Here is a 13,957-nt window from a genome sequence, read left to right as displayed (position 1 = left end):
AGAGATGATTATGGAATTAATGTGGCATCGAACGCAGCGGTTACCGCCTGAAATTCGGAAGAACTGCTGCCGTATAGATCTACGGCTACGGTTTCGACCGCGTTACGTAAATCTTCAAATGTAGAATCGGCTGTTAATAAATCTACGTTAGCATAATAGAAGAGATCAAATACTTTCTCTTCTCCAATACCTTGTACGCTTACGCCATTATGACTTCCACCTGCTGCAAGAAGGTAAGCAGCTTTATTAATGATGCTGGAATTGAAATGGACACCGCCATTGTCATAAGAAAGGTTCTGGTAATCACTGTAGTCATCCGGGTACACGAGAGTAGATGAGAATTGAATGGATGAAGGATCGGACATGCTGCGGAAGACTTCTCCGGATTGCTCTCCGATCGTCCAGTTAAAGGATCCATTGTTTACATTCTTTTCAATAGCTACCCCAAATATATCCGAAATCGATTCGTTTAATGCTCCTGATTCACCGCTGTACACGAGGTCTGACTCACTGGAAGTAATCGCATGAGTAAACTCGTGTCCCGCCACATCATAAGCCCCTGCTAACGGATCACCGTAAATGAGCATGGCGCCGTCGTTAACACTTGCAGCATTGAACCAGTTTTCCGGATCATTGGTAGAACTTGAATCCCACGCGTGGACGACCGATTTCACCTGTTGACCGTTATTATCAAAACTATTACGGTTATATTCATTTAAGTAGTACTCATAAACAGAGGTTGCTAAGTAGTGAGCACTGACTCCCTCATCGTCAGAAAACGCAGTAGATGTACTGGATAATAGTTCACCCGGATAAAGTCGGTATTCACGATTTAAATCAGCGTACTGTGCATCATAAGTCAGGATCCCCTGGCCTCTTGTATAATCAGCTAATTCATAAGTGCCATCAGACATTTCGCTTGCCGTGAACGTACGGGAGTTTCCATTTTTATCAACACCGGTTCCTGTAATTGGACCAACTACTGTAGCACTGGAACCTGATTTGCCCCCGCCGTTTCCATTCCCGCCGTTGCCGCCTTTTGCATACTGAATGGCGTCATCAGAAAGAGCTTTGTCCATTTCTTTCACAGCATGTAAAAGGGTGTCGCCTTTTTTCGTATCAAGAATGACAAACCCTTCGGCAAAAGTAGGGGCTGCTACAGAGAAATCTACTTTCCACCCAAAGGAAGCTTTATCTTTCTCATTTACATAGACGACCTTTTCCACCGTTGTATCTGAAAGCAGCTCAACATCAGAACCATATGTATCCGATACATAACTTGCGGCTTCTTTCTTAGAGATTTTCTGTTTTTCTTTTAAGCCTTTTTTACCGTTTAAATTTTTGGCTACATCTCCGAGCGCATTTTTGATAACCCCTTGATCCAGCTGGCTGACCAGCACTTTTCCGAAGACATCGTACCCTTTATATGTCTGCTGAAGCTTCACTAAATCCTGCCCATTATAATCTTTCGCTTCTTCTACTACACGATAGTCTACGTAACTTTCATTATTTTTCTGAGAGTTTGACAGTTTACTGTTAATCTGTCCTTTTACGGCTGCTTTAACAATCTCGGATGCTTTAGATTCAGAAGGAGCTGTCAGGTTGCCCATGGATTGTTTACTTTCCTGGACCTTGGCCTGAACGTTTGCAGTTGCTTCAACATTCACCGCTCCTAAACCTGAACTTGCCAGCAGCCCTACGGATAGGGCCATTGCGGAAAAAACTTTTCTATTCTTCTTCATAAGAAACCTCCAGATTGAATATTTTGAATATTTAACATTTTCTATCATATCAGAAAGGTATACCCAGGTCTTTGGGTAAATGGACACTTTTGGAAGGGATATCCAATTTTTCTATAAAATAATCTGAATGTCATGCATCTTAATTCCTGTATGCTCTATCACACTGTGATCTACCTTTATAGAAAGCCATGAGGTGCGCCGGGATTATATCAATTTATGGAAAATTCCTTTATACTTTTTACTAGAAATAATTATCTGAAAATGACATGTTTTCATAGAAAGGAGAAGGTTTTGTGGAAAGATGGATCCAGCTGCTCAAGCAGGTTATCCCTTCTAAACAAGTTTTGACAGACCTGTCAGACCGCTATAGTTATAGTTTTGATGCTTCTTTTGGAGAACACCTTCCAGAAGCTGTCGTCCAGGCGAAAAGCAATGAAGAAGTCATGGAAGTACTTAAGATAGCCAATGAATATCGCATACCAGTTTATCCCCGGGGGCAGGGGACGTGCCTAAGCGGAGGTCCGCTTCCTGTACACGGAGGCATGGTACTGGATATGTCCCAATGGCCCGAACGAATTGAAATGAGTCCTGAAGATTTAACAGTAACGGTATCCCCGAGTGTACTAACCGGAAATATTAATAAAGAAGCAGAAAAGCACGGGCTTATGTATGCGCCTGATCCGAGCAGTGCCCATGTGGCTACCATCGGCGGGAACCTGGCAGAAAACTCCGGAGGTCCGCGCGGGTTGAAGTATGGAGTAACGAAGGATCATGTCATTGGTTTAAAAGTAATTACACCGGAAGGAGAGCTGATTCGAACGGGCGGCAATACGATTAAAAATGTAACCGGTTACGATCTGACGAAGCTGATTGTCGGTTCTGAAGGCACGCTTGGAGTGATTACAGAAGCGACCCTGAAGCTGCTGCCTAAACCTCCTGCAGTCCAAACGTTAATGGTCTCTTTTGACGAAGTGAGAAAAGCAGCGGAGGCCATTTCAAGAACCTTAACATCGGGGATTCTACCCTCCAAAATGGAGTTCATGGATCAAGCTTGCATAGAAGCGGTGGAAAACTTCCAGCCGGCCGGCCTGCCTGTGGACGCGGCAGCCATTGTCATTATTGAACTTGATGGCCACCCGGAAACATTGAAAATTGAGCGCCGATTAATAGAAGAAATCATGGAGAACATCGGAGCCCGGGAAACAGTCGTACCCGAGACTAGCGAAGAAGCTGAAAAAATCTGGCATGCCAGAAAACAAGTTTCACCGGCGATTGCTAAAATTAAACCGACGAAAGTGTCAGAGGATGCCACCGTGCCCCGGAGTAAAATTCCAGACTTAATTGACCGCCTGCAGGTGATCAAAGAAAAATACGACGTAGAAGTCGTTGTATTTGGCCATGCAGGTGATGGTAATCTGCACCCCAACATCCTGTGCGATAAGAGGGATCAGGAGGAAATGAAAAGAGCGGAGCTTGCGGTGGAAGAATTGTTTGAGGCGGCTATCGAGCTTGGCGGCACACTTTCCGGCGAACATGGAATCGGCACGATGAAAGCCCCGTTTATGGAAATGGAAGTAGGCGAAATCGGAATCGATATGATGAAGCGCATGAAAGATGCATGGGATCCCAATGGAATTATGAACCCGGGCAAAATTTTCGCAGAAAAAGGGCAGAAGCTGGTGCTTCGCAATGAGTAGTGATCTGCAAACGCTAAGCAGGAAGCTGAATTACGACAAAACGTTCGACTGTGTGCAGTGCGGCTACTGCTTACCGGCATGTCCGACGTATGAAACAATGGAAAGAGAAACTCACTCCCCGCGTGGCCGTATCAATCTTGTGAAAATGGTGGCGGAAGGGAAGGCGAGTGTAGAGGATTTGCAGGAGCCGATTGAGAAATGCCTCGGCTGTATGGCCTGTACCACCGTTTGTCCGACCAATGTTCAGTACGGTGAAATTCTGGAAGGGGCGATGGGAGTCATTGATGAATACGAGGCGAAATCCACCTCCCAACGAGTGACGGAAGATTTCTTATACGATTCCTTTTTCCCGTCCTCGAAGTGGATGAATACCCTCGGTCACGCCACGTGGCTGTATCAGAAGTCCGGACTGCAAAAAGTGGCACAGACTTTTCAGTTAACGAAAATCGCTCCGCTGCATCTGGACCAATTTGAGAAAGTTTTACCTGACCTGCCTTCACCGAAGCGGCGTAAGGAACAGCGCGCCAAGCGGTATATTCGCAAACGTCCGGCCACAGCAAAGGTTGCTTTCTTCCCTGGCTGCATAATGGATAGTGTGTTTTATGAATCGAATCAGAAAACGATTGAGCTGCTGCTGCGAAGCGGGGCGGAAGTCGTGTTGCCGGAAGCGCAGACCTGCTGTGGTGCGCTGCACGCTCACTCAGGAAAAATTGATACGTCCATCGAACTTGCGAAGCAAAATATAGAAGCTTTTGAAGAGGAGACGTTTGATTTCATCGTCAATAATGCGGGCGGCTGCGGAGCGAGACTGATCGAATACCATCATCTTTTTGAAAAAGGCACACGGTGGCATGAACGTGCTTTAGAATTTGTAGCTAAAGTCAAAGATATTTCAGAGGTGCTGACCGGGTTGGATGAGCTGGTGTTCAATCAGCCTGTGAACCGGACGATTACGTATCAGCCTTCCTGTCATATGACGAATGTTCAGGGAGTCACGGAAGCTCCGCTTCAGCTGATTCGCAGCATACCAGGAATTGAGCTGAAAGAACTCGAGCGTCCGAATTTCTGCTGCGGCTCAGCAGGTATATATAACATTGTGAACTACGAAGATTCCATGGATATTCTCGATGTGAAAATGAAAGATGTATGCGGAGTGGACCCGGATGGAATTGTAACGTCCAATCCAGGCTGTCTGCTGCAGATGAAACTTGGTGTGGAACGCGAAGGCAAGAGTGATCAGATTGAGTCGATTCATTTAGTCGATTTATTAATGGAAGCCGATCCCGAACCAGCGTGGGAATGACATAACCCAATAGGGAAATGCAAGATGCAAAAAATTACCACCTCAGGTCATCCAGATTATGGATGACCTGAGGTGGATTTTTTTGTTAAAAGCGTTTGGATGTGAATTTAAAGGTGTATTTTTCGCTTCTAAAATACAAACGTGTGTATTCAAAAATCGTGTCATCCTCAAGCAGCGCCCATAAGTTCATAGAAAGTATGCAGGAATTGTCCTTCATTTGCAGTGTTTTTTTAAGCTCATTTTTAGGGGTGAAGGGCAGGATTTCTCCCTGACGCTCCTTAATGGTGTATCCTTTCTTTTCTACGTATTCATATTTTGAATGGGTCATAACCTCAACGGACAAGTCTGGGAATAAAGAGACCGGCATATATGTTTCTTCAAGAATCATGGGCTCCCCATCCCCGCTACGCAACCTTCGTATGAAAAATACTTTTTCTCCATCTTTTAATTGTAAGGTATCTTTAATAGTTTCCACAGGTGTTTGCATGTGAAAATCCAGCACCTGATTGCTGGGGTTCTGGCCCAAGCTTTCCATTTCCTCTGTAAAGCTTTGCAAGCGATAAATGTCATGCTCAATCTTAGACTGCTTAACGTACGTGCCGCTTCCTCGTACTTTATAAAGAATCTCCTCATTAACCAGCGTTTGAACGGCCTGCCGAATGGTTACACGGCTGACGCCATAAAAATCCGCCAACTTTTGTTCAGAGGGGATGGCATCCCCCTTATCAAGATGATCGCTTAAGATTTGATTTTTTATTTTGTTTGCTACTTGTTTATATAAAGGAGTATGGCTGTCCACTAAAAGTCACCTTTCCGTATCCATAGTCGTATTACACGTTAATACCAATATAAAGCAAATCCTTTCGCATTGCACCCATTTCATTAAACCTTCTCTACCTATACTAATGTAATACCAATTTATCTTGATTTTATTCTATACTTGTATTATATTAGTATTAATAAAACGAGAGAGGAGCTATCTTATGAAAAAACAGCGCCTTGTTATAGCTGGAAGTGGGAGCACTTACACTATGGGCATGATGATGAGCTTAATTGAAGAAAAAGATCGGTTCCCTTTAAAGGAAATTGTTTTTTACGACACAGATGCCGAACGCCAGGAAAGAAATGCGAAAGCAACCGAGATTCTAATGCAAGAGCGTTATCCGGAGCTTGAATCCTTTTCTTATACCACAGACAAGGAAGAAGCATTTAAAGAGGCCGACTTTGTATTCGTTCAAATTCGTACAGGTGGTCTTTCGATGCGTGAAAAGGACGAGCAGATTCCTTTAAAGCATGGAGTTGTCGGTCAGGAGACATGTGGACCAGGAGGGATGGCGTACGGACTTCGCTCCATTAAGGATATGATACAACTTGTTAACGATATCCGGACGTATGCGCCTAATGCCTGGATTTTAAATTATACGAACCCTGCAGCCATTGTAGCGGTAGCTTTAAAGAAGGAGTTCCCTCATGATTCGCGCTTATTGAATATATGTGACATGCCGATTGCGATTATGATTAGTTACGCTAAGATCCTAGAACTTGATGTGTGGAATTTAGTGCCCGAGTATTTCGGACTGAATCACTTTGGCTGGTTCACCAAAATCTATGACAAACAGGGGAATGACCATACCGAGCGACTGAAGTCTTTGATTATAGAAAAAGGGTTCACACCTGAGGATAAGGAGATCGCAAACGATGTCTCTTGGCAGCAAACATTTGCGCAAGCTAGACAAATGTTAATGGATTTTCCAGAATTTCTGCCCAATACCTATTTGCAGTACTACTTATACCCCGAGCAGATGACTGCCAAAGAAGATCCGAACCGAACGAGAGCAAGACAGGTGATTGAGGGGCGTCAGAAGCGAGTGCATAACATATGCGATCAAATCATTGAGCAGGGTACAGCCGAAGCTGCCGATCTTCACGTTGATATTCATGGAGTTTTCATGGTCAAAGCAGCTGCCTCACTTGCCTATAACCTAAATGACCGTTTCATTGTCATTACCGAAAATAATGGAATCATCTCCAATCTGCCGGACGATGCCATGGTGGAAGTGCCTTCATCATTAACAGCTAATGGGCCGAAGCCTTTTGCAATAGGGGAAATTCCTACTTTTTATAAAGGACTCATTGAAGGCCAATATGCTTATGAAAAACTTGTAACCGAAGCTTATTTTGAAGGAAGCTACCAGAAATTAATCCAAGCCTTAACGTTGAACCGTACGGTTATTAGCCCGGACAAAGCAAAAGCTATCGTAGACGATTTAATAGAAGTGAATCGACCGTACTGGCCCAATCTAACCTAACCGACCGAAGGAGGACTATGAATGAAGAAGTTGATTATTAACGCGGATGATTTCGGTTATTCCAGAGGCGTGAATTATGGAATCATAGACAGTTATCAAAAAGGGATCCTTACCTCAGCTACATTTATGACGAATATGCCCGGTGCCAGCCAAGCAGCAGAGTTGGCTAAACAAAATCCGGGGCTGGGCGTGGGCGTCCACCTGGTTCTTACCTGTGACCGCCCTTTGCTCGACAGCCATAAAACACTGGTTGACGTAAACGGTGATTTCCGAAAGTTAAACTTTTATGAAGGCGGTTTCACGATTGATTATGATGAAGTGTACAGCGAGTGGAAAGTACAGATTGAGCGATTTTTGTCATACGGGTTAGAACCCACTCATCTGGATAGTCACCATCACATCAACTCATTCGGTTCAATTCCGGAAGTTTTTTTGAAGCTGGCTCGAGAATACAGCCTCCCAGTGCGCAACAATATGGAAATTCCGAATGATGTTGCGACTACGGATTCCTTTTCCTATTTAATTGAGACCTCATTAAAAGATGAACAGAGCTTAAATGAATTATTCGAGAAGAACGAAACGGTAGAGGTAATGAGTCATCCCGCTTATTTAGATAAAAAATTAATGGCTACTTCTTCGTTCACTTATCCGAGAATAGATGAAGTGGAATTCTTGACCCACCCTTCTACGGTACAACGGATTCATGACCGCTCGGATATCAAGCTAGCCACATTTAAAGAACTATAAAATCTGAAAAAAGGAGAGCTGATCATGAAGAATTTTCTTCAAAAGTTAGGAAAGTCTCTTTTAATTCCGATCGTTGCCCTGCCGATTGCTGGTTTACTATTCCGATTAACGGCGGAAGATTTACTTGATATTCCTTTATTTCAGGCAGCCGGGGTCATTCTAACTCAGATGGATGCTTTGATTGCGATAGGTATTGCCATGGGGTTAGCAAAAACGAAAGACAAAGGAATTCCTGCGCTGACTGGCTTCCTTGCGATTATTGTTCTTAAACGAGGACTAGAGATTATGGACCCTGATATCAACATGAGTGTTTTTGGAGGGGTCATGGCCGGGCTGATTGCAGCTTATATCTACAATAAATTTAAAGACACGAAGCTTCCGAGCATGTTTGCTTTTTTCAGTGGTGAAAAATTTCCGATTACCATGATTATCTTCACGATGATTCCGGTAGCCGGGGTAATGTCTGTCATATGGCCGTATGCTCAAAAGGGAATTGATGCCTTTAGTCAGACATTGATGGGGCTTGGTGCACTAGGTGTATTCATCTTTGGATTTTTAAACCGTTTCTTACTTCCGTTTGGTCTGCATCATGTGATTAATACGTATGCCTATTTTGGACTCGGAGAATATGAAGATCCTTCTGGTGAAGTTGTGAATGGGGAAATCACACGATTCTTAAGTGGGGACCCGACAGCCGGGTACTTTATTGGTGGATTCTTTATTACCATGATGTTTGGTATTCCAGCGATTGCTCTTGCCATAACGAAAGCGGCCAAGAGAAGAAAACAGGAAACGAAAACGCTTATGTCCTCAGGGGCAGCTACATCCTTTGTAACAGGAATTACGGAACCGATCGAGTTTACGTTCCTGTTCACGTCTCCACTTCTCTATTTCATCCACTCGGTTTATACCGGTTTAGCCGGTGCTGTTCTCTACATGCTCTCGATCCGGCATGGGTTCTCATGGGGAGCCGGCGTGATTGATTATGTAGTCAACTTAAACTTGTCCGATAAGGGCTTATTGATTATTCCTGTAGGTCTTGTCTTCTTCGCACTCTACTACTTTACCTTCTACACCATTATTGTGAAGAAAGACATTCCGGTGATCGGTCGTGAAGAAGAAGCTGATTTTGAAGAAGAGGCTTCTGAAGAAGAAAAAGAATTGAAGCTTTCTCACTCGAATCATGAGTATATGGCGAAGAAAATCCTTCAGAATATTGGCGGGAAAGAAAATGTAATTACAAATGATCATTGTATGACGAGACTCCGACTTGAGCTGAAGGACGTAGAGAAAGTGAATGAAGAAAAAATTAAACAGACCGGTGCCCACGGAGTTGTTAAGATAGATAATACCAATGTTCAGATTATTATTGGATCTGAGGCGACAACGGTTAAAAAGGAATTAGATAAATTTTTAGAGTAGCACAAGGGCCCTGGTTTGGGAGAACCGGGGCTCCCATTTCCAAAAAGGAGGAGAACCTATTGGAGATTATCGTAACAAAAGATTATCGTGAACTGAGTCGTACGGTATGTGAGATCCTGGAAAAACAAGTCATTGGAAAACCGGATTCAGTTTTAGGACTTGCAACAGGAGGGACACCTTTAGGTACCTATGAGGAGATGGTGAAAGGGTACGAGCATAGGGGAGTAGACTATAGTTGTGTGACTGCATTCAATTTAGACGAATACGTAGGTTTAGGAAGGAATCATTCTCAAAGCTATCACTCTTACATGAACGACCATTTATTCCACTTCCTTAATATTCCGAAAGAACGTGTGCACATCCCAAATGGAATGGCGGAGGATTTAGAGCAAGAGTGCGCGACCTACGAAGATAAATTAAATGAGATAGGGCCTCCTGATCTTCAAATATTAGGAATCGGAGCGAACGGACATATTGGATTTAATGAACCAGGGACTTCATTTGCGAGTACAACGCATGTGGTCGATCTTGCTCCCACTACCAGAAAGGCGAATGCACGGTTTTTTACTTCTTTAGATAAAGTGCCAGAGCAAGCGATTACTATGGGTATTCGTACGATAATGAAGAGTCGCCACATTGTGCTTTTAGCTTCTGGATCTCATAAATTAAAAGCGGTCAAAACCTTAATAGATAGCGAACCGAATGAACAGTTTCCTGCGTCAATTCTAAAAAACCACCCTCACGTTACGTTAGTAACAGACAAAAGCGCAAAACCCTACGAATAAATGACATTACAAAAAATTACCACCTCAGGTCATCCAGATTCTGGATGACCTGAGGTGGTATTTATCTCCTAATTTTTATATGTTATTCGCAGCTGTCATCTGTGCAGGCTGCTCCGTTTTGACCAGAGAATGTTTCAAACGCTGGAGCCTGCTTCTCTTCTGAATAAGCTTTCTCCAATGCCTGTGTGAATATTTCTTTCGGCTGGGCGCCGGATACGGCGTATTTGCGGTTGATCACAAAGAAAGGCACGCCTTGTACTCCGACTTGATGAGCTTCTGTTTCTTCCGTGCGAACGAGTTCCATATAGTCTGTGCTTTCGAGTACTTGACGTACTTCACTTTGGTCGAGTCCTGCTTCCTGAGCCAGTTCGATCAAGGTTTCATGATCACCAATATCTTTCGAATCGGTGAACACGGCACGGAAGAGGATCTCTGCTGTCTCTTGATCCAATCCTTTTGTTTCAGCGAATTTAGCGACCCGGTGCGCATCCATCGTGTTCGTTGGAACCATGGTGTCGAAACGGAAATCAAGGCCAACCATGGATGCCTGCTCCTCCATGTTTTTTGTCATTTCTTTCGCTTCCTCCAAGGATCGGCCATACTTAGCCGCCAGTTTTTCATGCATGGACTGTTTAGAGCTGCGCTCCGCGTTAGGATCAAGTTCAAAGCTTTTATAAACCACTTCTGCTTTTTCTTCATTTGGGAAGTTCTCTAATGCCTGTTCCAATCGGCGTTTACCAATATAACAAAACGGACAGACAAAGTCTGACCAAATTTCAATTTTCAAAACTGTTTCACCTCTTCTATAGAATACATCTTTATTGTACGGCTCTATAAGCGTGAAATCCATTATTCTGATTGAATGTTGACGTACATAGAGTGAATGAGGGAGGTGATTCTAATCGGAAAAACATTGATAAAAATCTCAACGGTTTATTTTGTGATCGGTACCTTGATCGGTTACTATATGTCCATCGTGCACAATTATGATTTAACACCTGTTCATGTTCATATCAACTTATTAGGGTGGACAGCTTTAACGCTCGCTGGTATTTTATATCATTTATTTCCAAAGCTTGCTGCTGCAAAGTTAGGCAAAATTCACTTCTGGCTTCATAATATCGGCTTGCCGCTCATGATGGCTGGACTTTTTCTAATGATTGCTTTTCAGCTGGAGTCACTGACAACCGTTATTGCAGGTGGCGCAACGCTTACAACAGCGGGGGTTTTGATTTTTGCACTAAATGTCTGGATGCATCTTAATGAAGAGGACGCTGCTTAAATCAGCGTCCTCTTTTCTTTATGACTAGACTCCTCTGATCCATTGTAGTTTTCAGATAATTGTGATAACATAATCCAACAGTTTAACCCTGTAAATGAAGAAAGGAGTCGAAGGCCATGAATACAGACACAGCAATTTTACAAGAGGAACTGCTGCAATTTTTGAGAGAGGATCAAGTAAGTACCAATGAGACGATTCTCACCAACCATAGTAAAGATGAGTCCTATCATGAAGGAAGTCTGCCTGATCTGGTGGTCTTTCCAGAAAGCGCGGAGGAGATCAGCAAAATAATAAAAGTAGCTGATGCGTCCGGCACGCCAGTTATTCCATTTGGATTGGGATCCAGTCTGGAAGGGCATGTAATCGCTTACGATAAAGGGATCACGATTGATTTTTCCTCTATGAACAAGGTTACAGAAGTACGGGATAAGGATTTCTTAGTAAAAGTGCAGCCTGGAGTAACCAGATCTCAGTTAAACAAGGCATTGAAAAAGCATGGTTTATTTTTCTCAGTAGACCCAGGAGCTGACGCTACGCTCGGGGGGATGGCCGCTACCAATGCGAGTGGGACAACTTCCGTGAAATATGGCGTAATGAAAGACCAGGTTCAGGATCTGGAAGTTGTTTTACCAAATGGGGAAATTATTCACACGGGCAGCCTCGCGAGAAAATCATCTTCTGGATACGATCTGACCAGTCTCTATGTGGGCTCTGAGGGCACGCTCGGCTGCATAACAGAGTTAACATTAAGAGTTTATGGTATTCCTGAACATGTCATGGCGGCGAGAGCTTCCTTCCCAACCATTGATCACGCGGTAGAGGCTGTGATTTCGATGCTGCAGGCTGGCGTTCCGGTTGCCCGTGTAGAGCTACTGGACGAGTCCTCTATTCGAAGAGTGAATCAATTTAATGGGACGGATTACATAGAAAAAGCGACGCTGTTTCTTGAATTTCACGGCAATGAAGCAGGACTTCAGGAAGATGTCGCTTTTATGGAAGAAATCGTCAAGAATCATGATTGTGAAGTGATCCATTTTGAAAAAGATAATGCGGCCCGTATGAAGCTGTGGGAGGCTCGTCACAATTTAGCTTATGCTTACATTCATGGCAGTCCCGGTAAAAAAATGATGGTAACAGACGTCTGCGTACCGATCTCGGAACTTGCCGGGGCGATTCGCCATGGCAGAGAAAAAATTGCTGAGCTAAACCTTGAGTCTGGGATTCTTGGCCACGTCGGGGACGGCAATTATCATGCGCTCCTTATGATCGATATGGAAAATGAAGAGGAGCTTAAGAAGGCTGAGAAATTCAATGAAGAAATTGTAGAATATGCGCTGGCTCGTGGAGGCACGTGCACAGGAGAGCATGGGGTAGGCAAAGGGAAAATGAAGTATCAGAAGCGGGAGCATGGAAAAGCCTTGCCGGTGATGGAGGCCATTAAAGCATCCATTGACCCTAAAGGGATCATGAATCCAGGTAAGCTCGTTCAAAGTGAAAGGAGGAACAATCAATGAAGGTGATCGAATCCATCAGTCGAATCGCTGGAAAATATTTCGCTCTATGGGTCATAGCAGCAGCTCTCATAGCTTTCTTTTTACCAGATGCATTTCTCGGGCTAGGCGCCTATATTACTATTCTGCTCGGAGTTGTCATGTTTGGGATGGGGCTTACTCTTAAGCCCGTAGACTTTAAACTGGTTGTCAAAAAACCGCTTCCTGTTGTGGCAGGGGTAGCGGCTCAATATCTACTTATGCCGCTGATTGCCTTTGGTATTGCTTATCTGCTTAATTTGCCAGCAGAACTTGCGGCTGGTCTGGTCCTGCTTGGGTCCGTTCCCGGAGGCACAGCTTCCAATGTGATGGTTTATCTTGCTAAAGGTAATCTGGCGCTGTCTGTAGCGATGACCTCCTTTTCTACTTTGCTGGCCCCGATTCTCACGCCGGTTATTTTACTAATGCTTGCGGGACAGTGGCTTCCAGTAGATCCCGTTTCTATGTTTCTGTCGATTGTCCAGGTCATTATTGTACCGATCACGCTTGGGGTTCTTATCAGGAAGCTGTTTCCGCAAACGGTGGATAAAAGTGCCACGGCGATCCCGCTCATTTCAGTCCTTGCGATTATTATTATCGTCTGCGCTGTTGTGGCTGCGAATGTGGAAAGCATTACAAGCTCCGGCCTGCAGATCTTTACGGCTGTAGCTCTTCACAACCTGCTCGGTCTTATGCTTGGTTATGGAGCTGCGATGCTGATGAAACTGGATGAAAGTAAACGCCGCGCGATTTCCATTGAGGTAGGGATGCAGAACTCAGGTCTAGGGGTAGCACTTGCGACGGCACACTTCGGACCTCTCGCCGCCTTGCCGAATGTGGTTGCCGCGGTATGGCATAATATCTCAGGCCCCATTCTGGCTACTTTCTGGTCGAAGAAGCCGGTGAAGGAAGAGGAAGAGTTGGAGGCTGAGAAAGAAGAAGTGGAGAGCAGATTTCAGAGCACAGGAAATTGAATATCTTTTTTATATAACCCTCTGCCAAACTTCCGTGTTGATATTAAGGTAAAGCTCCCATTACTGGAAGACTTGATTTCGAGACATTTGTGAGAATTAGGTCCTCCGGGGGACGATTTCGCTTTCCGGCCCTGCACGACGCAGGGTCGTTCGACGTTGCCACACGA

At 44.2% G+C, this 13,957-nt stretch carries 12 protein-coding genes; 9 read left to right on the top strand and 3 right to left on the bottom strand.

The window, feature by feature from the left end; genetic code table 11:
• Positions 1-8 precede the first annotated feature (8 nt).
• The gene (locus tag BMZ06_RS16860; protein ID WP_089753794.1) at positions 9-1,742 is read right to left on the bottom strand and encodes a M4 family metallopeptidase; all 1,734 of its coding nucleotides are present in this window, start codon (positions 1,740-1,742) and stop codon (positions 9-11) included.
• A gap of 293 nt (positions 1,743-2,035) precedes the next feature.
• Here BMZ06_RS16860 and BMZ06_RS16855 point away from each other — a divergent pair, with 293 nt between their 5' ends.
• Complete coding sequence (locus BMZ06_RS16855; RefSeq protein WP_089753791.1) at positions 2,036-3,439, top strand: FAD-binding oxidoreductase; 1,404 nt, start codon at positions 2,036-2,038, stop codon at positions 3,437-3,439.
• Positions 3,432-4,742, top strand: a complete 1,311-nt coding sequence (locus tag BMZ06_RS16850; protein WP_089753789.1) for a (Fe-S)-binding protein — start codon at positions 3,432-3,434, stop codon at positions 4,740-4,742. Before BMZ06_RS16855 ends, BMZ06_RS16850 begins: the two co-directional genes overlap by 8 nt.
• 85 nt (positions 4,743-4,827) lie before the next feature.
• Here BMZ06_RS16850 and BMZ06_RS16845 read toward each other — a convergent pair whose 3' ends face one another.
• Positions 4,828-5,541, bottom strand: coding sequence for a GntR family transcriptional regulator (locus BMZ06_RS16845; protein ID WP_089753787.1), 714 nt, complete (start codon positions 5,539-5,541; stop codon positions 4,828-4,830).
• A gap of 184 nt (positions 5,542-5,725) precedes the next feature.
• On the opposite strand from BMZ06_RS16845, the gene BMZ06_RS16840 reads away from it, so the two are divergent.
• From BMZ06_RS16840 to nagB, 4 genes are read left to right on the top strand one after another with little or no spacing between them, the layout of a single operon-like run.
• Positions 5,726-7,051, top strand: coding sequence for a 6-phospho-alpha-glucosidase (locus BMZ06_RS16840; protein WP_089753785.1), 1,326 nt, complete (start codon positions 5,726-5,728; stop codon positions 7,049-7,051).
• A gap of 21 nt (positions 7,052-7,072) precedes the next feature.
• Positions 7,073-7,798: a chitin disaccharide deacetylase gene (gene chbG / locus BMZ06_RS16835; protein WP_089753783.1), complete on the top strand. Its 726-nt coding sequence runs from the start codon at positions 7,073-7,075 to the stop codon at positions 7,796-7,798.
• A gap of 24 nt (positions 7,799-7,822) precedes the next feature.
• Positions 7,823-9,220 (top strand): PTS transporter subunit EIIC, encoded by a 1,398-nt coding sequence (locus tag BMZ06_RS16830; protein WP_089753781.1) that lies wholly within the window; start codon positions 7,823-7,825, stop codon positions 9,218-9,220.
• A 59-nt stretch (positions 9,221-9,279) separates the two neighbouring features.
• Complete coding sequence (nagB, locus tag BMZ06_RS16825) at positions 9,280-10,005, top strand: glucosamine-6-phosphate deaminase (RefSeq protein ID WP_089753780.1); 726 nt, start codon at positions 9,280-9,282, stop codon at positions 10,003-10,005.
• 82 nt (positions 10,006-10,087) lie between these two features.
• Here the strand turns inward: nagB and BMZ06_RS16820 are convergent, their stop codons facing one another.
• Positions 10,088-10,792 (bottom strand): DsbA family oxidoreductase, encoded by a 705-nt coding sequence (locus BMZ06_RS16820; protein ID WP_089753778.1) that lies wholly within the window; start codon positions 10,790-10,792, stop codon positions 10,088-10,090.
• 114 nt (positions 10,793-10,906) lie between these two features.
• On the opposite strand from BMZ06_RS16820, the gene BMZ06_RS16815 reads away from it, so the two are divergent.
• The 3 genes from BMZ06_RS16815 to BMZ06_RS16805 all read left to right on the top strand — a co-directional run bounded on the left by BMZ06_RS16815 (position 10,907) and on the right by BMZ06_RS16805 (position 13,790).
• Positions 10,907-11,287: a cbb3-type cytochrome c oxidase subunit I gene (locus tag BMZ06_RS16815; protein WP_089753827.1), complete on the top strand. Its 381-nt coding sequence runs from the start codon at positions 10,907-10,909 to the stop codon at positions 11,285-11,287.
• 116 nt (positions 11,288-11,403) lie between these two features.
• Positions 11,404-12,801: an FAD-binding oxidoreductase gene (locus BMZ06_RS16810; RefSeq protein ID WP_089753776.1), complete on the top strand. Its 1,398-nt coding sequence runs from the start codon at positions 11,404-11,406 to the stop codon at positions 12,799-12,801.
• Positions 12,798-13,790 (top strand): bile acid:sodium symporter family protein, encoded by a 993-nt coding sequence (locus BMZ06_RS16805; protein ID WP_089753774.1) that lies wholly within the window; start codon positions 12,798-12,800, stop codon positions 13,788-13,790. Before BMZ06_RS16810 ends, BMZ06_RS16805 begins: the two co-directional genes overlap by 4 nt.
• Positions 13,791-13,957 lie beyond the last annotated feature (167 nt).

Origin of the sequence: Halobacillus alkaliphilus, assembly GCF_900113125.1 — a bacterium.
Classification (GTDB): Bacteria; Bacillota; Bacilli; order Bacillales; family Halobacillaceae; genus Halobacillus; species Halobacillus alkaliphilus.
This window is presented reverse-complemented; position numbering and strand designations above follow the sequence as displayed.